The sequence below is a fragment of the Methylibium sp. genome (assembly GCF_013817345.1).
In the GTDB taxonomy this organism is placed as follows: domain Bacteria; phylum Pseudomonadota; class Gammaproteobacteria; order Burkholderiales; family Burkholderiaceae_C; genus Methylibium.
The window spans coordinates 14,713-33,163 of record NZ_JACDCW010000038.1 but is presented as its reverse complement, the minus strand read 5'-3'; the positions used below and the strand labels follow the sequence as shown (position 1 = coordinate 33,163).

The window sequence follows — 18,451 nt, the reverse complement described above, 5'->3', positions numbered from 1 at the left end:
AACAGCGGATCGGCGAGCCGATCCGCTGTTTTTTCGAGCGCGAAGGCGAGGCGCGCTTTCGTGACGTGGAGCAGGCCGTCATCGCGGAGCTCTGTGCCAAGGCAAACACCGAAGGCGTGCTGGCCACGGGCGGCGGTGCGGTGCTGCGCAAAGCCAACCGCGCGCTTCTGCATGCCACTGGCACGGTGATCTATTTGCGTTCCACGCCGGAGGAACTGCACCGCCGGCTGCGCCACGACACGCAGCGCCCGCTGCTCCAGGTCGCCGATCCGCGTGCGCGCCTGCAGCAGTTGTTCCGCGAGCGCGATCCGCTGTACCGCGAGGCGGCGCACTACGTGATCGATACCGGTCGGCCCTCCTTGCACACGCTGGTCGGCATGGTTCTCATGCAGCTCGAGCTGGCCGGACTGGTCGATCCGTCGCGCGTGCCGTCACCCGTGGAGCCGCCCCGGCCCGGCTGAGGGCTGTGCAGCGCTCGTACACTCGTACGCATGCCGGTTTCAACAGCGTCCGCGAGTTCCCTGCACCAGATCGAGACGGTCGATATCGCGCTCGGTGAGCGCGGCTACCCGATCCGCATCGGACACGGACTGCTCGGCGAGGCGGCCAGTTTCGACGGCGTGCCGAAGTCGGCGATGGCGATGGTGGTGAGCAACACCACCGTGGCGCCGCTCTATGCGCCAGCGCTGATCACCGCCCTTCGCAAGCGCCACGCCCGGGTTGAGCTGATCGAGCTGCCCGACGGCGAAGACCACAAGGATTGGGCCACGCTCAATCTCATCTTCGACGCCCTGCTGGCGCACGGCGCCGACCGCAAGACGGTGCTCTATGCGCTCGGCGGCGGTGTGGTCGGTGACATGACCGGCTTCGCCGCCGCGAGCTACATGCGCGGCGTGCCTTTCGTGCAGGTACCGACCACGCTGTTGGCGCAGGTGGATTCGTCGGTGGGCGGCAAGACCGGCATCAACCACCCGCGCGGCAAGAACATGATCGGCGCGTTTCATCAGCCGCGGGCGGTGGTGGCCGACCTCGACACGCTGGCCACGCTGCCCGAGCGTGAACTGCGTGCCGGCCTGGCCGAGATCATCAAGTACGGGCCGATCGCCGACGCGGAGTTCTTCGGTTGGATGGAAGAGCACCTCGATGCACTGCTGGCGCGGGAGGCGGCGGCCTTGCGCTATGCCGTGCGCCGCTCCTGCGAGATCAAGGCCGAGGTGGTGGCCCACGACGAGCGCGAAGCGGGCCTGCGCGCCATCCTTAATTACGGGCACACCTTCGGGCATGCGATCGAGGCCGGGCTCGGTTTCGGCACCTGGCTGCACGGCGAAGCGGTGGCCTGCGGCATGGTCATGGCGGCCGATCTCTCGGTGCGGCTCGGCCACCTGCCCGCCGAATCGGCGCAGCGGATCGCGCGCCTGATCGAGCGCGCCGGCTTGCCGGTCGTCGGCCCCAGGCTCGGCGCCGAGCAGTATCTGGCGCTGATGCGGTTCGACAAGAAAGCGGAGGACGGCGAGATCAGATTCGTGGTCGTCGACTCGATCGGTCATGCGCTGTTGCGTGGGGCGCCCGACGCGGTGGTGCGCGAGGTCATCGCGCGGCACGGCGGCTGACGTCGCCGCCGCTGGCCGCATGGCCCTCGCGCCTTACGCCAGCGATCCGGCCCTCTGCCGGGGGCGCCGTCACCCGGAGCCGCCGGCCCCAACCCGAGACGACTACCAGCGCGACCGCGACCGCATCGTCCACTCCACTGCGTTTCGGCGCTTGGTCTACAAGACGCAGGTCTTCCTCAACCATGAAGGCGACCTGTTCCGCACGCGGTTGACGCATTCGCTCGAGGTCGCACAACTCGCCCGCTCCATCGCCCGTGCGCTTGGCTTGAACGAGGATCTCGTGGAGGCCATCGCGCTGGCGCACGACCTGGGCCACACGCCCTTCGGTCATGCCGGCCAGGACGCGCTCGACCGCTGCCTGCGGAATGCCGATCCGGGCAGCGGCGGTTTCGAGCACAACCTGCAGTCGCTGCGGGTGGTCGATCAACTCGAAGAGCGCTATGCCGACTTCGACGGCCTCAATCTGAGCTTCGAGACGCGCGAAGGCATCCTCAAGCACTGCTCCGGGCGCCACGCGAAGGCGCTCGAGGCGGTGGAGCCGGGCGGAGTCGCTCGGCGCTTCATCGACGGCACCCAGCCGAGCCTGGAAGCGCAGCTCTGCAACCTGGCCGACGAGATCGCCTACAACGCCCACGATGTCGACGATGGTGTGCGCTCAGGGCTGATCGGCATCGAACAACTCGAAGAAGTGCCGTTGGTTTCGCGCTGTCTTGCCCAGGTGCGCGACCGACATCCCGGCCTGACCGGCCGGCGGCTGCTGTACGAGACGCTGCGGCGCCTGCTTTCGGTGCAGGTCTATGACGTGATCGACGCCAGTCGCGTTGCCCTCGCGACCTTGGCGCCGGCCGACGCTGACGCAGCCCGGCTGGGCCCGGCCATGATCTGCTTTTCGCCTTCGATGCGACAGGAGAGTGCCGCGCTCAAGCGCTTTCTGTTCCGTTGCCTCTACCGTCATCCGCAGGTGCTGGCCACCACCGAGCGTGCGCAGGGCGTCGTGCAAGAACTGTTCGAGGCCTTCGATGCCGACGCAGCCGAATGGCCGCAACGCGGTGCAACGGGCAGTGACCGCTATCGCGCCCTTGCCGATCACATCGCCGGCATGACGGATCGCTATGCGCTTCGTGAACATCGACGGATGACGGGACGCGATGTCTTCGAAGCGGAGCCCCGTGTCGCCTGAGTGACATTTTTCGTCAGCAAGCTGCAACACCGAGTGTTGCCCCCGCTATTGCCCGCGAGACCCGGTCGATATATTTCGGCGAGGCAGTGACCAACAGCACAGTGGCTGAGCAGCAGGCGTCTCATGCAGGCCGTCGCGACCGATCCACAAGAAATTTAGGAAACCGCTCCCATGAAGAAATCCCTCGTTGCCCTCGCGACGCTATCGGCCATGGCCGCAAGCGTGCACGCGCAGTCGAGCGTCACCTTGTACGGCGTCGTCGATGTCGGCGTTCGAATGACCGACAACGCGGGCTCGGACAATGAGGACCGCTTGACGTCCGTGAACGGCGCAGGCGCCGACACCACGGCTGGCGGCATCACGCCGAGCCGCTGGGGTATCCGGGTGACCGAGGATCTGGGTGGCAACTACCGCGCGCTGGCCAACATCGAAGCCCGTTTTCTGGCGGACAGCGGCTCGCCTCAGACGACCGAGCAGTTCCAGCAAAGCTGGGTGGGCTTGGTCACGCCCTTCGGCCAGGTGACGCTCGGGCGCCAGTACAACGTGCTGTTCGATGTGTCGGCCTTGGCCTTCTCGCCATTCAAGACGATGGGCCCCTTTCTCGAGTCGTACAAGCCGGAGATCGGCATGGCGCTCGGCGCGCGCAACAACAACATGTTGAAGTACGCGATTGCCCTGGGCGGCTTTGTCGCGGAGCTCCAGGTCAGCGCTGGTGAAGGGAGCCGGGAATCGGGGGCCGCCACCTTCACCAACGGCAAGTCCATCGGTGGCATGGCGCGCTACAAGTTCGGCGACATCACGCTGGGCGGCGGTTACCTCGAGCGCGAGTTCAGCGGCGAACACAAGGCCAAGGCCAGCTTGGTCGGCATCGGCTACGACAACCGCAAGCTGTACCTGAACGCCTTCTACATCCAGAACGACATCGACGAAGACTTGGCACTACCGCCGGGATTGACCGCACGGGTTGCCGGACCGGCCATCCTCTACACCGCGACGGGCTTGGACAACGGCATCCTGACGGGTACGTCGCCTGTCCCTGGCGACACAGGAACTGCCCTCAGTTCGCTTCCCTTCGGCTTCGGCTCCGACGATCGCAAGATGTTCAGCGTCGGCGGCACCTACCTCGTGACGAATGCGTTCAACGTCGGCCTTCAGTACTGGCGCATGGAGCAAGAAGGCATCACGCCCTTCATTCCCGCAGAGGGCGAGGTGGACTACTTCGCCGCTGTCGCGCAGTACGCGTTTTCCAAACGCAGCTCGATCTATGCGATCGTGGATCACACCAAGACGAGCGGCGACCTGACGCTCGTTCAGCGCGGAGCCGGTGCCTCTTCAACGGGCGGCACCGCCGGCCCGGACTCGCGCACCGGCATTGCCGTCGGTATCCTTCACCGTTTCTGACGCGACGATCTGCGAAAGAATGCCGAGGCGCGCTTGCGTCTCGCTCCAAGGGGCACCGGGGTGCCCCTTTCCTTTTCGCCCCGAATCCCTCGCGCTTCCTCATGGCCCGCCTACCCCGTCTCCTTGTCGCCGGTTTGCCGCATCTCCTGAGCCAGCGTGCGCAGCACGGGCAAGTCATGGTTCGCGACGACGACGACAGGCGTTCGCTGCTGCAGCTGCTGCGCGATGCCGCCGCACAGCACGGCGTTGCGCTGCACGCTTATGCGGTGCTCGACGGGCGCTTCGACCTCATCGCCACGCCACAACAAGCCGCCGGCTTGAGCCGGCTCATGCAGGCCGTGGCGCGCCGGCATGCGTCGGCGTTCAACCGGCGTTATCAGCGCACGGGGGGGCTGTGGGAAGGCCGATTCCGGGCGGCGGTGATCGAGCCCGAATCGTGGTTGCTGAAATGCATGGTCTATGCGGAGCAGTTGACGCCAGCGCAAACCTCGCGAGAAGGCGGGTCGGCCGTCGATGGCGCTTGGTCCAGCCGTGCCGGACATTGCGGGCAAGCGGCCGATTCGCTCTTGACCGATCCCCTTGCGTACTGGTTGCTGGGCAATACGCCATTCGAGCGGGAGGCGGCTTATCGTGTGCTGTGCGAGCAGGCGCTCACATCAGCAGAGATAGACAGGATTGAAGGATCGCTCAGAGGCGGCGGCGTCCTGGGGGGCAGTGCCTTTACGGAAAGGCTTCGGCAGAGCGTGGGCCGACCGGTACGGCCTCGGCCCAGAGGACGGCCAAGAAAGGCCGTTACGGCTTAGCTTGTAAGTGTCCCCATTTAAAGTCACACAAAACGATGGTGGACTTAAATTGAACCTGACCCCATTAATTTGCATTGCATGGCTTTTAGCGCTGCAGTAGCCTAGGGAGTTTCCCGCCCAGGAGAGTGCTGTGAGTTCGTCCGCCCCGACCCGCCAAGTGATTGCCGCTGCCGCGCAGCAGGGTCTGTACGACCCGACCCAAGAACACGATGCCTGCGGCGTGGGCTTCGTCGCCCACATCAAGGGCCACAAGACGCACCCGATCGTCGCGCAGGGCCTCAAGATTCTCGAGAACCTCGACCACCGCGGTGCGGTGGGAGCCGACAAGCTGATGGGCGATGGCGCCGGCATCCTGATCCAGATCCCCGACGAGTACTTCCGCGCCGAGATGGCTTTGCAGGGCATCGCGTTGCCGCCGCCGGGCGAATACGGCGTGGGCATGATCTTCCTGCCCAAGGAGCATGCCTCCCGGCTGGCCTGTGAACAGGCTTTGGAGCGCGCGGTGCGCGTCGAAGGCCAGGTCCTTATCGGCTGGCGCGACGTGCCGGTGGATCGCGAGATGCCGATGTCGCCGACCGTGCGCGCCAAGGAGCCGGTGATCCGCCAGATCTTCATCGGCCGCGGCACCGACGTGATCGTGCCCGACGCGCTCGAACGCAAGCTCTACGTGATCCGCAAGACCGCCAGCAGCGCGATCCAGGCCCTCAAGCTCACTCACAGCCACGAGTACTACGTGCCGAGCATGAGCTGCCGCACCATCATCTACAAGGGCCTGCTGCTGGCCACGCAGGTCGGCACCTACTACAAGGACCTGCAGGACGAACGCACGGTCTCCGCACTCGCGCTAGTGCACCAGCGCTTCTCGACGAACACCTTCCCGGAGTGGCCGCTGGCCCACCCTTACCGGATGGTCGCCCACAACGGCGAGATCAACACCGTCAAAGGCAACTTCAACTGGATGCGCGCGCGCCAGGGCGTGATGAAGTCGCCCGTGCTGGGCGAGGACCTCAACAAGCTCTACCCGATCAGCTTCGAGGGGCAGAGTGACACCGCCACCTTCGACAACGCGCTGGAGTTGCTCACGATGAGCGGCTACCCGCTCGCCCAGGCCGCGATGATGATGATCCCTGAGGCCTGGGAGCAGCACGCCACGATGGACGAGCGCCGCCGCGCCTTCTATGAATACCACGCGGCGATGCTGGAGCCCTGGGACGGTCCGGCCGCCATGGTGTTCACCGACGGCAAGCAGATCGGCGCCACGCTCGACCGCAACGGTCTGCGCCCAGCGCGCTACATCGTCACCGACGACGACCTGGTGGTGATGGCTTCGGAGTCGGGCGTGCTGCCGATTCCCGAGAACCGCATCGTCAAGAAGTGGCGCCTGCAGCCCGGCAAGATGTTCCTCATCGATCTGGAGCAGGGCCGCATCGTCGATGACGAGGAGCTCAAGACCCAGTACGCCTCGGCCAAGCCCTACCGGCAGTGGATCGAAAACGTGCGCATCAAGCTCGAGGCGATCGAGGCGCCGGCCGACATGGCCGCTGCAACGCCGGCCTTCGGCGAGAGCCTGCTCGACCGCCAGCAGGCCTTCGGCTACACGCAGGAAGACCTGAAGTTCCTGATGAGCCCGATGGCACAGGCGGGCGAGGAGGGCATCGGCTCCATGGGCAACGACTCGCCACTGGCGGTGCTGTCGGATAGGAACAAGCCGCTTTACAGCTACTTCAAGCAGATGTTTGCGCAAGTCACGAACCCGCCGATCGATCCGATCCGCGAGGCTATCGTGATGTCGCTCAACAGCTTCATCGGCCCCAAGCCCAACCTGCTCGACATCAACGCCGTCAACCCGCCGATGCGGCTCGAGGTGGCGCAGCCGATCCTCGACTTCGCCGACATGGCGCGCCTGCGCTCGATCGAGAAGCCCACCTCGGGCAAGTTCAAGTCCTACGAGCTCGACATCGTTTATCCGCTGGCCTGGGGCGACGAGGGCGTCGAGGCGAAGCTGGCGTCGTTGTGTGCCGAGGCAGTGGACGCCATCAAGAGCGGCCACAACATTCTCATCATCACCGACCGCCGCATGAACCGCGAGCAGGTCGCGATTCCAGCGCTGCTGGCTTTGTCGGCGATTCACCAGCACCTGGTGCGCGAGGGCGTGCGCACGACGGCCGGCCTCGTTGTCGAGACCGGCTCGGCGCGCGAAGTCCATCACTTCGGGGTGTTGGCGGGCTATGGCGCGGAAGCCGTGCACCCGTATCTCGCGATGGAAACGCTGGCCGCGCTGCACAGCGATCTCTCGGGCGCGCTGAGCGCCGAGAAAGCAATCTACAACTACATCAAGGCGATCGGCAAGGGCCTGTCGAAGATCATGTCCAAGATGGGCGTGTCGACCTACATGTCGTACTGCGGCGCGCAGTTGTTCGAGGCGATTGGCTTGGACAAGCCGCTGGTCGAGAAGTACTTCCGCGGCACCGCCTCGCAGGTCGGCGGCATCGGCGTGTTCGAGGTGGCGGAGGAGGCGATCCGCATGCACCGCACGGCCTTCGGCGACGACCCGGTGCTCGAGAGCATGCTCGACGCCGGCGGGGAATACGCGTGGCGGGTGCGCGGCGAAGAGCACATGTGGACGCCCGACGCGATTGCCAAGCTGCAGCACAGCACGCGCGCCAACAAGTACGAGACCTACAAGGAATACGCGCAGCTCATCAACGACCAGTCTCGCCGCCACATGACCTTGCGCGGCCTGTTCGAGTTCAGGGTCGATCCGAGCAAGGCGGTGCCGCTCGACGAGGTGGAGCCGGCGGCCGAGATCGTCAAGCGCTTCGCCACCGGTGCGATGTCGCTGGGCTCCATCTCGACCGAAGCGCACAGCACCCTGGCCATTGCGATGAACCGCATCGGCGGCAAGAGCAACACGGGCGAGGGCGGGGAAGACCCGGCCCGCTATCGCAACGAGCTGAAGGGCATTCCGATCAAGCAAGGCACGCTGGTCAGCGAAGTGATCGGCGCCAAGGTGATTGCCGCCGACTACGCGCTGCAAGAAGGCGACTCGCTGCGCAGCAAGATCAAGCAGGTGGCGTCGGGCCGCTTCGGCGTGACGACCGAGTACCTGGTCTCGGCCGATCAGATCCAGATCAAGATGGCGCAAGGCGCGAAGCCGGGCGAGGGCGGGCAGTTGCCGGGCGGCAAGGTGTCCGACTACATCGGCTTCCTGCGCTATTCGGTGCCCGGTGTCGGCCTGATCTCGCCGCCGCCGCACCACGACATCTACTCGATCGAGGACCTGGCGCAACTGATCCACGATCTCAAGAACGCGAACCCGCGAGCGAGCGTGAGCGTCAAGCTGGTTTCGGAAATCGGTGTGGGCACCATCGCGGCTGGCGTCGCCAAGGCCAAGAGCGACCATGTCGTGATCGCCGGCCACGACGGCGGCACGGGCGCCTCACCGTGGTCCTCGATCAAGCACGCCGGCACGCCCTGGGAACTGGGCTTGGCCGAAACGCAGCAGACCCTGGTGCTCAACAACCTGCGCGGGCGCATTCGCGTTCAGGCCGACGGCCAGATGAAGACCGGCCGCGACGTGGTGATCGGCGCGTTGCTCGGCGCCGACGAGTTCGGCTTCGCCACCGCGCCGCTGGTGGTCGAGGGTTGCATCATGATGCGCAAGTGCCACCTCAACACCTGTCCGGTGGGCGTGGCCACGCAAGACCCTCTGCTGCGCGCCAAGTTCCAGGGCAAGCCCGAGCACGTCGTCAATTTCTTCTTCTTCGTGGCCGAAGAGGCACGCCAGATCATGGCGCAGCTCGGCATTCGGACCTTCAACGAGCTGATCGGCCGCGCCGACCTGCTCGACACCAAGAAGGGCATCGGTCACTGGAAGGCGCGCGGCCTGGACTTCTCGCGGGTGTTCCACCTGCCGCAGGTCGCCGCCGAGGTGCCGCGTCGTCAGGTGGAGGAGCAGGACCACGGCCTCGCCAAGGCGCTCGACGTCAAGCTGATCGAGAAGTGCCGGCCCGCCATCGACCGCGGCGAGAAGGTGCATTTCATGGAGGAGACGCGCAACGTCAACCGCACGGTCGGCGCCATGCTCTCCGGCGAGCTGATCCGCCACCGGCCCGAGGGGCTGCCCGACCACACCATCTTCATGCAGATGGAAGGCACGGGCGGCCAGAGCTTCGGCGCCTTCCTGGCGAAGGGGATCACGCTGTACCTGATCGGCGATGCGAACGACTACACAGGCAAGGGCCTCAGCGGCGGCCGTGTCGTGGTGCGCCCGAGCATCGAATTCCGCGGCGATGCGTTGCACAACATCATCGTCGGCAACACGGTGCTCTACGGCGCCACCAGCGGCGAGGCCTTCTTCCGCGGCGTAGCGGGCGAGCGTTTCGCGGTGCGCCTGTCGGGGGCGACCACGGTGGTCGAGGGCACCGGAGACCACGGCTGCGAATACATGACCGGCGGCACGGTGGCGGTGCTCGGCAAGACCGGGCGCAATTTCGCCGCCGGCATGTCGGGCGGCATCGCCTACGTGTACGACGAGGACGGCAGCTTCGTGCAGCGCTGCAACACGGCGATGGTCGCGCTCGACAAGGTGCTGCCTGCCGAGGAGCAGCGCGCCAGCCAGGACGCCGCGATCTTCCACAAGGGCCTGGCCGACGAGCTGCTGCTCAAGAAGCTGATCGAGGACCACCACAAGTGGACCGGCTCGCTGCGCGCGCGCGACATCCTCGACCACTGGGCCAGTGCGCGGGGGCGGTTCGTCAAGGTGTTTCCGAGCGAATACAAGCGCGCGCTCGGCGAGCTGCATGCGCACAAGCAGACCGGCGAGACGATCGCCAAGGCCAAGGTGGCGCCCAAGAAGAGCCGCACCGTCGCGGTGAAGTAAAGGGGCGCGGTGCGTGTGCGCCCTTCGTCGGGCGGCGCGCCTTCGCGTCCACGAATATCGGTCAGTACGGGAAAAAGAATCATGGGAAAAATCACCGGCTTCATGGAGTTCGAGCGCGTCGAGGAAGGCTATGCCCCGGTCGTCGAGCGGCTGAAGAACTACAAGGAATTCGTCATCGGGCTCAAAGCCGACGACGCGAAGATCCAGAGCGCGCGCTGCATGGACTGCGGCACGCCGTTCTGCAATTCGGGCTGCCCGGTCAACAACATCATTCCGGACTTCAACGACCTCGTGTACCGCAACGACTGGGCAAACGCCTTCACGGTGCTCGACTCGACCAACAACTTTCCCGAGTTCACCGGCCGCATCTGCCCGGCGCCCTGCGAGGCGGCCTGTACGCTCAACGTGAACGACGATCCGGTCGGCATCAAGTCGATCGAGCACGCCATCATCGACCGCGCTTGGGCCGAGGGCTGGGTCAAGCCGCAGTTGCCGAAGATCAAGACGGGCAAGACCGTGGCCGTGGTCGGCTCCGGCCCGGCCGGCATGGCCGCTGCGCAGCAGCTCGCCCGCGCCGGCCATGAGGTCACGCTGTTCGAGAAGAACGACCGCATCGGTGGCCTGCTGCGCTACGGCATCCCCGACTTCAAGATGGAGAAGTCGCACATCGATCGCCGCATCGAACAGATGCGCGCCGAAGGGGTTCGGTTTCGCGCCGGTGTCATGGTCGGCGAGTTGCCCAAGGGCTCGAAAGTCATGAACGTGGCCCGCCAGACCATCACGCCGGAGCAGCTCCGGGCCGACTTCGATGCAGTGCTGCTGACCGGCGGCGCCGAGCAGTCGCGCGACCTGCCGGTGCCGGGCCGCGATCTCGACGGCGTGCATTTCGCGATGGAGTTCCTGCCGCAGCAAAACCAGGTCAACGCGGGGGACGCAGTCGCGCGCCAGATCATGGCGACCGGCAAGCACGTGATCGTGATCGGCGGCGGCGACACTGGCAGCGACTGCGTGGGCACCAGCAACCGCCACGGTGCGAAGAGCGTGACCCAGTTCGAGCTCATGCCGCAGCCCCCGGAGGAAGAGAACAAGGCGCTGACCTGGCCCTACTGGCCCTACAAGCTGCGCACCAGTTCGAGCCACGAAGAAGGCTGCGAGCGCGAGTTTGCCATCGGCACCAAGGAGTTCATCGGCGAGGGCGGCAAGGTGACGGCGCTCAAGACGGTTCGGGTCGAGTGGCAGGGCGGCAAGATGGTCGAAGTGCCCGGCAGCGAGGAAATCCTGAAGGCCGATCTCGTGCTGCTGGCAATGGGTTTCGTCAACCCCGTGGCTTCCGTGCTCGACGCCTTCGGTGTCGAGAAGGACAACCGGGGCAACGCGAAGGCGAGCACCGACTTCCTCGGTGGCTACCGCACCAACATCGGCAAGGTCTTCGCGGCCGGCGACATGCGCCGCGGCCAGTCGCTCGTCGTATGGGCGATTCGGGAAGGTCGGCAGGCCGCCCGGGCGGTCGACGAGGAGCTGATGGGCGCGAGCGACCTGCCCCGCTAGGGCCCGGCTCCGGACGCGCGCCAGGGCACACACAGTCGCGCGCCACAGCCGCGCGTCACATCCGATCTGCAAGGTGCGTCACGGTCGTTCGCGCGACGGGGCGCACAGCCCCGGCGCGCTCCGACTCCGCTCGGTGTTATCCCCTATCATGCTTGCCGCCGGCTCGGTTCGAGCCGGCGTTTTCGTATTGGGCCCATGACAAGTCGCTCCGTGCCGTCGTCCGCCGACAGCCGCCCACCCCTGGTCGAACTCAAGCGCGTCACCTGCGGTTATGGCGAACGCGTGATCCTGCGCGACGTCGAAGTGGCGGTGCCGCGCGGCAGCGTGGTCGCACTCATGGGCACGTCGGGCGGCGGCAAGACCACGGTGCTCAGGCTCATCGGCCGCCAGATCGACCCGATGGCCGGGCAGGTGCTGTTCGATGGGATCGATATTTCCACGCTCGATCGCGATGCGCTTTATGCCGTGCGTCGCCGAATGGGCCTGCTGTTCCAGTTCGGTGCGCTGTTCACCGATCTGTCGGTGTTCGACAACGTCGCCTTTCCGCTGCGCGAGCACAGCGGCCTGCCCGAGGTCATGATCCGCGACTTGGCAATGATGAAGCTCAACGCGGTCGGCCTGCGCGGTGCGCGCGAGCTGATGCCCAGCGAGATTTCGGGCGGCATGGCGCGACGCGTCGCGCTGGCGCGTGGCATTGCGCTCGATCCGGAGCTCATGCTGTACGACGAGCCGTTCGCCGGGCTCGACCCCATCTCGATGGGCGTGGCTGCACGGCTCATCCGCGAGCTGAACCAGTCGCTCGGCATCACCAGCATCGTCGTATCACACGATGTGGACGTAACCTTTTCCATCGCCGACCAGGTCGTCTTCCTCGCCAATGGCGGCGTGGTCGCCCAGGGCACGCCGCAACAGATGCGCGAGAGCTCCGACCCCCTAGTGCGCCAGTTCGTCGACGGCGAGCCTGACGGCCCCGTGCACTTTCATTACCCGGCGACAACGATCGAGCAGGATTTCAGGATGGGGCCCCGATGAGCTGGTGGCGGCCCAGCGACGTCGGTTTCGCGGTGCGCAGCGGTCTGACGGCGCTTGGCGCGAGTGCGCGGCTGTTCGTGCGCCTGGTCGCCAGCTTCGGATCGGCTTTCCGGCGCGGCCGGCTCATCGTCGAGCAGGTGCATTTCCTCGGCAACCATTCCCTGGCGATCATCACCGTCTCGGGCCTTTTCGTCGGCTTCGTGCTCGGCCTGCAGGGCTACTACACGCTGCAGCGCTACGGTTCTTCCGAAGCGCTCGGCTTGCTGGTGGCGCTGTCGCTCGTGCGAGAACTCGGGCCGGTGGTTACCGCGCTGCTGTTCGCCGGGCGCGCCGGCACCTCGCTGACCGCTGAGATCGGCCTCATGAAGGCGGGCGAACAACTCACTGCGATGGAGATGATGGCCGTCGACCCGGTGCAGCGCGTGCTCGCTCCTCGTTTCTGGGCAGGGGTGATCACGATGCCACTGCTCGCGGCGGTGTTCAGCGCCGTGGGCATCATCGGTGGCTACCTCGTCGGCGTGGTGATGATCGGCATCGACGCCGGCGGCTTCTGGTCGCAGATGCAGGGCGGCGTCGACGTGTTCGCCGACGTAGGCAACGGCGTCGTCAAGAGTTTCGTGTTCGGCGTGACCGTCACTTTCGTCGCGCTGCTGCAGGGCTTCAACTGCCAGCCCACCCCCGAGGGCGTTTCTCGGGCCACCACACGGACCGTGGTGGTGGCATCGCTGGCCGTGCTGGGGCTCGATTTCCTACTCACCGCGATGATGTTTTCCATCTGAACGCGGCGCACCCGAAGGGAGAAGGCGAAATGCAAAAATCGAAGTACGACCTGTGGGTCGGCCTGTTCGTGATGATCGGCGCGGTCGCACTGCTGTTTCTGGCGCTCAAGGCCGGCAACCTGCTGACGCTGAGCTTCGAGGACACCTACACCGTCAACGCCCGCTTCGACAACATCGGCGGGCTGAAATCCGGCGCGCCGGTCAAGAGCGCCGGCGTGGTGGTCGGCCGCGTGGCGTCGATCGGCTTCGACAAGGTCACTTACCAGGCCAATGCCGAACTCCACCTGGAGAAACGGTTCACGTTTCCGAAGGACAGCTCGGCCAAGATCCTGACCTCGGGCCTGCTCGGCGAGCAATACATCGGCGTCGAGCCGGGTGCGGAGGAGGCGGTGCTTGCTGCCGGGGACCGCATCACGATGACGCAATCGGCGGTCGTGCTCGAAAACCTGATCAGCCAGTTTCTGTTCGACAAGGCGGCAGATTCGGGCAGCAACGCAGGAGAGATCAAGTGAGCCGTTCGAGACGCTGGCGCCGCTGGCTGGGTGCCGCCTTGGCCGTCGGTTTTCTGGCCGGTTGCGCCACGCAGCAACAACCCGATCCATTGGAGAAGCTGAACCGCAAGGTCTACGGCTTCAACGAGACGGTCGACAAGTACGTGATCGTGCCGCCGGCGCGTGTTTATCGCGACGTGGTGCCGAGCACCGTTCGCCTGGGCGTCGACAACTTCTTCAACAATCTGAAAGACGCCTGGTCGGCGGTCAACCTGCTGCTGCAGGGGCGCCCTGCCGACAGCGCCAGCGACACCATGCGCTTCGCGGTCAATACCGTGCTGGGCATCGGCGGCTTCGTCGATTGGGGCAGCGAGCTGGGCCTCGAGCCGCACTACGAAGACTTCGGCCAGACGCTCGGCGTGTGGGGCTTCGAGCCGGGTGCCTATATCGTGTGGCCCATCCTCGGCCCCTCGACGGTGCGCGACTCGATCGGCCTGCCCATCGACATCAAGGCCTCTCCCGACCAGTTGGCCAGCCCCCTGGCGGCCAGCGCGACGCTGACCGTCGTTCGCGTCATCAACACGCGCGCCGGCCTGCTCCGGGCGACCAATCTGCTCGACGACATCGCGCTCGACAAGTACACCTTCGTGCGCGACGCATTCCTGCAGCGCCGCCGCAATCTGGTCTACGACGGCGATCCGCCGGAGGACGATTACGATGAGCGCCCCGATCTGCCCTTGCCGGCACCCGGCGCCGCCTCGCTTCGTTCCGGGACCGCCAGCGAAGCGCCGGTGCGCTGAAGCGGTGTTGGGTGCGCCGGAGCACATTGGGCCGGGTTCAGCGCAAGTTGAATTGAAATGCCGTGAGCGGTTGCTGAACCTCGCGCAGCAATCAGGCTCGAAACCAGTGATCGGGAGTTGTTCCAGAACCGAAAGGATTGCATGTTGAAACGTCAATTTCTCGCCCGCCTCGTCGCCCTGGGCGTCAGCGCATTCGTGTCGGTGCATGCACCGGCCCAGGCTCAAACCCAGACGCCCGATGCGCTGGTCAAGCAGGTGTCAGGCGAAGTCATCGACACGGTCAAGGCCGACAAGAGTTTGCAGACCGGCGACGTCAGCAAGATCATGGCGCTCGTCGACGCCAAGGTGATGCCGCATGTGAACTTCGAGCGCATGACCGCCGCGGCGGTCGGGCGCTACTGGCGGCAAGCCACGCCGGAGCAGCAGCAAAAGCTGATGGCCGAGTTCAAGACCCTGTTGGTGCGCACTTATTCCGGTGCGCTGAGGGAAGTGAAGGACCAGGTCGTGGAGGTACGTCCGATGCGCAGCCGGCCCGAGGACACCGAGGTCATCGTGCGCACGGAAGTCAAGGGCAGCGGCCAGCCGATCCAGCTCGACTACCGGCTCGAGAAGCGAGCCCAGGGGTGGAAGATCTACGACGTCAATGTTCTCGGCATCTGGCTGGTCGAGAACTACCGCAACAGCTTCGCGCGAGAAATCTCCGCCGGCGGCATCGACGGCTTGATCGCCAAGATGACCGAGCGCAACAAGTCGGCCGCCTCCAAGAGCTGAGGCCGCGACAGCCATGCTGCTGCTGCCGGAAACCCTCGGCATGCGTGAGGCGCGCGACACGCTGCGCTTGCTGACGCTCGCGCTCGAACGCGAGACCGAGCCCTTGCTCGTGATCGACGGCTCGCAGCTGCAGCAGTTCGACTCCTCGGCGCTCGCGGTGTTGCTCGAGTGCCGGCGCCTCGCGCAGACCTGGGGCAAGCGCTTCGAGTTGCACGCGCTGCCGCCCAAGCTCGTGGGGCTGGCCCGGCTGTACGGGCTCGATCTGCTGCTGGAGCCGCCGTCGGTGCAAGCAGCGGTGCGAGCGCGCTAGAGGCGGTTAACGCTCGCAGCCCTCCCTCGGCCTCAACGGGCTCGGCCTACAAGCCCTTCTCGACCATTTCGAGCAAGCGCTGCCCGAGCGGCTGCACCTGCGCCGGGCTCAAGGCGTGCAGCGGACCGTCGATCACCAGCAGGGATAGCCCGTGCACTGCTGACCAAGCCAGGAACTCCGCGCCCGGCCGGCGCTCGGCGGGCAGCACGCCCGCTTGCACCATGCGGTCGAGCGCGGCGCCCAGCAGTTGAAACGGGTTCAACCCGCTCTCGCCGGCCTTGGCGGGATCGGGCGTGCCGATGATCTCTTCGGACACAGAAAACGCGGTGCGGAACAAGCCTGGTTCCGCCTGCGCGAAGCGCAGGTAGCCTGCGCCCACCGCTCGCAAGCTCGCACGGGCGAATTCCTTGCCGCGCCGGCCTCGGCCCAGCCGCGCCAGCTCTTCCTCCATGGCAACGGCCAGTGCCGCCAGGCCCGCCGCTCGCACGGCCTGCAACAGATCGTTGCGACTCGCGAAGTGCCGGTAGGCCGCATTCGGCACCACGCCGGCGCGGCGAGTGGCCTCCCGCAGCACCACCGCGTCGGGCCCGTCGGCACGCGCCAGCTCGATCCCGGCCTCGATCAGCGCTCGCCGCAGGTCGCCGTGGCGGTAGGTGCTGCGTTGCGGTGGAGCGCCGGGTGCCGTGCTCTTCATGACTGCTCGATGTGAACGATGGAAACAGGATGTGGACAGTGTCCATGATTTCTGGTCGGATATTGTGGACACCATACACAAACAAAGTGTACGCTGTCCACACACGCTCATTCAACCGCTTCGGCGTCTCGTAAAGGTCGTGGCAGCGCCTTGAACCCGTGCCCTGCCCGTGTCGAACGATTCCTCGTGTTTCCTGCCCACCCCTAATATGAAAGGAACTGAAATGCGCATCCAACCCTATCTTTTCTTCGAAGGTCGCTGCGAAGAGGCGATCGAGTTCTACCGTCGCGCGCTCGGCGCCGAGCCGGGTGACTTCATGCGCTACAAGGACAGCCCCGAGCCCGCCATGTGCCCGGCCGGCAGCGCTGGCGCCGAGAAGGTTATGCATGCCTCCTTTCGGATCGGCGACAGCGAAGTGATGGCCTCGGACGGCATGTGCTCGGGCAAGCCGAATTTCCAGGGTGTCTCGCTGTCGCTGTCCGCGCCCGACGCGGCCGCGGCGGACCGGCTGTTCACCGCCCTGAGCGACGGCGGGCAGATCCAGATGCCGCTCGGGCCGACCTTCTTCTCGCCGAGCTTCGGCATGGTCGCCGACCGCTTCGGCGTGTCGTGGATGATCGTCGTGGCCCCTTGAGCCACGCCAGGCAACGAACCCGAGGAGATGACGATGATGAACACCGAACCGCACGAGCAGCATCGCTGGCTGGATCGACTCGTGGGCGAATGGACGTCCGAATCCGAAGCGGCCTGCGAGCCCGGCGCGGCGCCGCAGAAGTTCAAGGGCACCGAGAGCGTGCGCGCGCTCGGCGGCTATTGGGTTCTCTGCGAGGGCCGTGCCGAAATGCCCGGCGGCGAGACGGGCACCATGCTCCTGACGCTAGGTTACGACCCCCAGGCGGCTCGCTACACGGGCACGTGGGTCGGCTCGATGATGAGCCACCTGTGGATCTACACGAACGGATCGCTCGACGCGGCTGGCAAGGTGCTGACGCTCGAGTCTCAGGGCCCGAGCTTCTCGGGTGACGGCACGCTGGCGACCTACCGCGACGTGATCGAGATCAAGAGCCCTGACCACCGCATGCTGACCTCCCACGTGCTCGGTGACGACGGCGAATGGACGCAGTTCATGACGGCGAACTACCACCGCAAGTGGTAGCCGCGAGGAATGGCGGGTCGGCACCTACTTTGAATTAGGGGAGGCAGCAGCCAGCGGCGCCTCTATCTCCGACAGTTCGAGTCCCGGCATCGACCGGCCCCCACTGACTCAGGAGAACCGTATGAGCAAGAAAAACATCGCACGCGCGGCCGGATCCGCAGGTTTGCTGGCCGGCTTGTTGACGCTGGCCGTTGCTTCGCCTGCCTGGGCTTCGGACGATCAGCGCTCCTGTGCGGGGCTGCCTTCGCACGCGCAGCTCAAGGCGGCCCTGACGCAGGCGCGGCATGCCTCCAACGGCGGCTTCGATCTCGACATGTGGGGCACCGTCGTCAACCGCGACGGCATCGTGTGTGCCGTAGCCTTCACCGGCGTCGAGCGTGGTTCGCAATGGCCGGGCAGTCGGGTCATCTCGGCGCAGAAGGCCTACACCGCCAACGCTTTCAGCTTGCCGGGTCTGGCGCTTTCCACCGCCAACCTCTACACCGCAGTACAGCCGGGCGGCAGCCTTTACGGCCTGCAGCACAGCAATCCGGTCGATACATTCGATGCCTACAAGGGCGAAGGCCGGCGCTTCGGTCAACCGAACGATCCGATGACGGGCAAGCGTGTCGGCGGCATCAATGTCTTCGGCGGCGGGCTGGCGCTGTACAACGCGAACAAGGCGCTGGTGGGTGCGGTAGGCGTGTCCGGTGACAGTTCCTGTGCCGACCACGCCATCGCTTGGCGCACGCGGAGCGCGCTGGTGCTCGACTACGTGCCGGGGGGCGTCGGGCCGGGCGGTGTGGACCAGATCAGCTTCGAAGGACCATGGTCGCAGCCTCACTGCGTCCCAGGGGGCGCAGGCGCGGAAGACGCGGTGGTGGCGCAGTTGCCGCCCACCCGCAAGTAGCGCAGCAACGCGCCGGTGGAGCTTCGGGCAGCTCTTCTGCCCGAACGCCTTCGAGGTCGTCGGCGCAGCCGTTCGCCGCCTTGCCCATGGCGGGGCGAGCGCAGG

At 66.0% G+C, this 18,451-nt stretch carries 17 protein-coding genes; 16 read left to right on the top strand and 1 reads right to left on the bottom strand.

From position 1 onward, the window contains the following. The 13 genes from H0W40_RS09355 to H0W40_RS09295 all read left to right on the top strand — a co-directional run. A partial coding sequence (locus H0W40_RS09355; protein ID WP_292445575.1) for a shikimate kinase occupies positions 1-461 on the top strand: 461 nt, incomplete at its 5' end. 30 nt (positions 462-491) lie between these two features. Continuing rightward, on the top strand, positions 492-1,610 hold the full coding sequence (aroB, locus tag H0W40_RS09350) for a 3-dehydroquinate synthase (protein ID WP_292445573.1): 1,119 nt from the start codon (positions 492-494) through the stop codon (positions 1,608-1,610). Between the two features lie 19 nt (positions 1,611-1,629). Next, positions 1,630-2,790 (top strand): deoxyguanosinetriphosphate triphosphohydrolase, encoded by a 1,161-nt coding sequence (locus H0W40_RS09345; RefSeq protein ID WP_292445571.1) that lies wholly within the window; start codon positions 1,630-1,632, stop codon positions 2,788-2,790. 171 nt (positions 2,791-2,961) lie between these two features. Continuing rightward, positions 2,962-4,191 carry a porin gene (locus H0W40_RS09340; protein ID WP_292445569.1) on the top strand — a complete coding sequence of 410 codons (1,230 nt, stop codon included), beginning with the start codon at positions 2,962-2,964 and terminating at the stop codon, positions 4,189-4,191. 176 nt (positions 4,192-4,367) lie between these two features. Further along, the gene (locus H0W40_RS09335; protein ID WP_292445567.1) at positions 4,368-4,994 is read left to right on the top strand and encodes a transposase; all 627 of its coding nucleotides are present in this window, start codon (positions 4,368-4,370) and stop codon (positions 4,992-4,994) included. Between the two features lie 157 nt (positions 4,995-5,151). Then, positions 5,152-9,876, top strand: a complete 4,725-nt coding sequence (locus H0W40_RS09330; protein WP_292445576.1) for a glutamate synthase-related protein — start codon at positions 5,152-5,154, stop codon at positions 9,874-9,876. Between the two features lie 81 nt (positions 9,877-9,957). After that, entirely contained in the window at positions 9,958-11,424 is a 1,467-nt protein-coding gene (locus H0W40_RS09325; RefSeq protein WP_292445565.1) for a glutamate synthase subunit beta, read from the top strand. Between the two features lie 195 nt (positions 11,425-11,619). Further along, entirely contained in the window at positions 11,620-12,456 is an 837-nt protein-coding gene (locus H0W40_RS09320) for an ABC transporter ATP-binding protein (RefSeq protein ID WP_292445563.1), read from the top strand. After that, a complete protein-coding gene (mlaE, locus tag H0W40_RS09315) occupies positions 12,453-13,235 on the top strand; it encodes a lipid asymmetry maintenance ABC transporter permease subunit MlaE (RefSeq protein WP_292445561.1) in 783 nt (260 codons plus the stop codon). Before H0W40_RS09320 ends, mlaE begins: the two co-directional genes overlap by 4 nt. Before the next feature lie 29 nt (positions 13,236-13,264). After that, positions 13,265-13,747, top strand: a complete 483-nt coding sequence (gene mlaD, locus H0W40_RS09310) for an outer membrane lipid asymmetry maintenance protein MlaD (RefSeq protein WP_292445559.1) — start codon at positions 13,265-13,267, stop codon at positions 13,745-13,747. Then, positions 13,744-14,526 carry a VacJ family lipoprotein gene (locus H0W40_RS09305; RefSeq protein ID WP_292445557.1) on the top strand — a complete coding sequence of 261 codons (783 nt, stop codon included), beginning with the start codon at positions 13,744-13,746 and terminating at the stop codon, positions 14,524-14,526. The genes mlaD and H0W40_RS09305 overlap by 4 nt, the downstream gene beginning before the upstream one ends. Positions 14,527-14,667: 141 nt before the next feature. Next, complete coding sequence (locus tag H0W40_RS09300; RefSeq protein ID WP_292445555.1) at positions 14,668-15,297, top strand: phospholipid-binding protein MlaC; 630 nt, start codon at positions 14,668-14,670, stop codon at positions 15,295-15,297. Positions 15,298-15,310: 13 nt separating this feature from the next. Next, complete coding sequence (locus H0W40_RS09295; protein WP_292445553.1) at positions 15,311-15,607, top strand: STAS domain-containing protein; 297 nt, start codon at positions 15,311-15,313, stop codon at positions 15,605-15,607. Positions 15,608-15,653: 46 nt separating this feature from the next. Here H0W40_RS09295 and H0W40_RS09290 read toward each other — a convergent pair whose 3' ends face one another. Beyond that, on the bottom strand, positions 15,654-16,301 hold the full coding sequence (locus H0W40_RS09290; protein WP_292445552.1) for a TetR/AcrR family transcriptional regulator: 648 nt from the start codon (positions 16,299-16,301) through the stop codon (positions 15,654-15,656). 223 nt (positions 16,302-16,524) lie between these two features. Here H0W40_RS09290 and H0W40_RS09285 point away from each other — a divergent pair, with 223 nt between their 5' ends. The 3 genes from H0W40_RS09285 (at position 16,525) to H0W40_RS09275 (ending at position 18,346) form a co-directional block, all read left to right on the top strand. Next, entirely contained in the window at positions 16,525-16,935 is a 411-nt protein-coding gene (locus H0W40_RS09285; protein WP_292445551.1) for a VOC family protein, read from the top strand. A gap of 33 nt (positions 16,936-16,968) precedes the next feature. Further along, on the top strand, positions 16,969-17,457 hold the full coding sequence (locus H0W40_RS09280) for a DUF1579 domain-containing protein (protein WP_292445549.1): 489 nt from the start codon (positions 16,969-16,971) through the stop codon (positions 17,455-17,457). Between the two features lie 121 nt (positions 17,458-17,578). Then, positions 17,579-18,346 carry a heme-binding protein gene (locus H0W40_RS09275; protein WP_292445548.1) on the top strand — a complete coding sequence of 256 codons (768 nt, stop codon included), beginning with the start codon at positions 17,579-17,581 and terminating at the stop codon, positions 18,344-18,346. Positions 18,347-18,451: the final 105 nt, after the last annotated feature.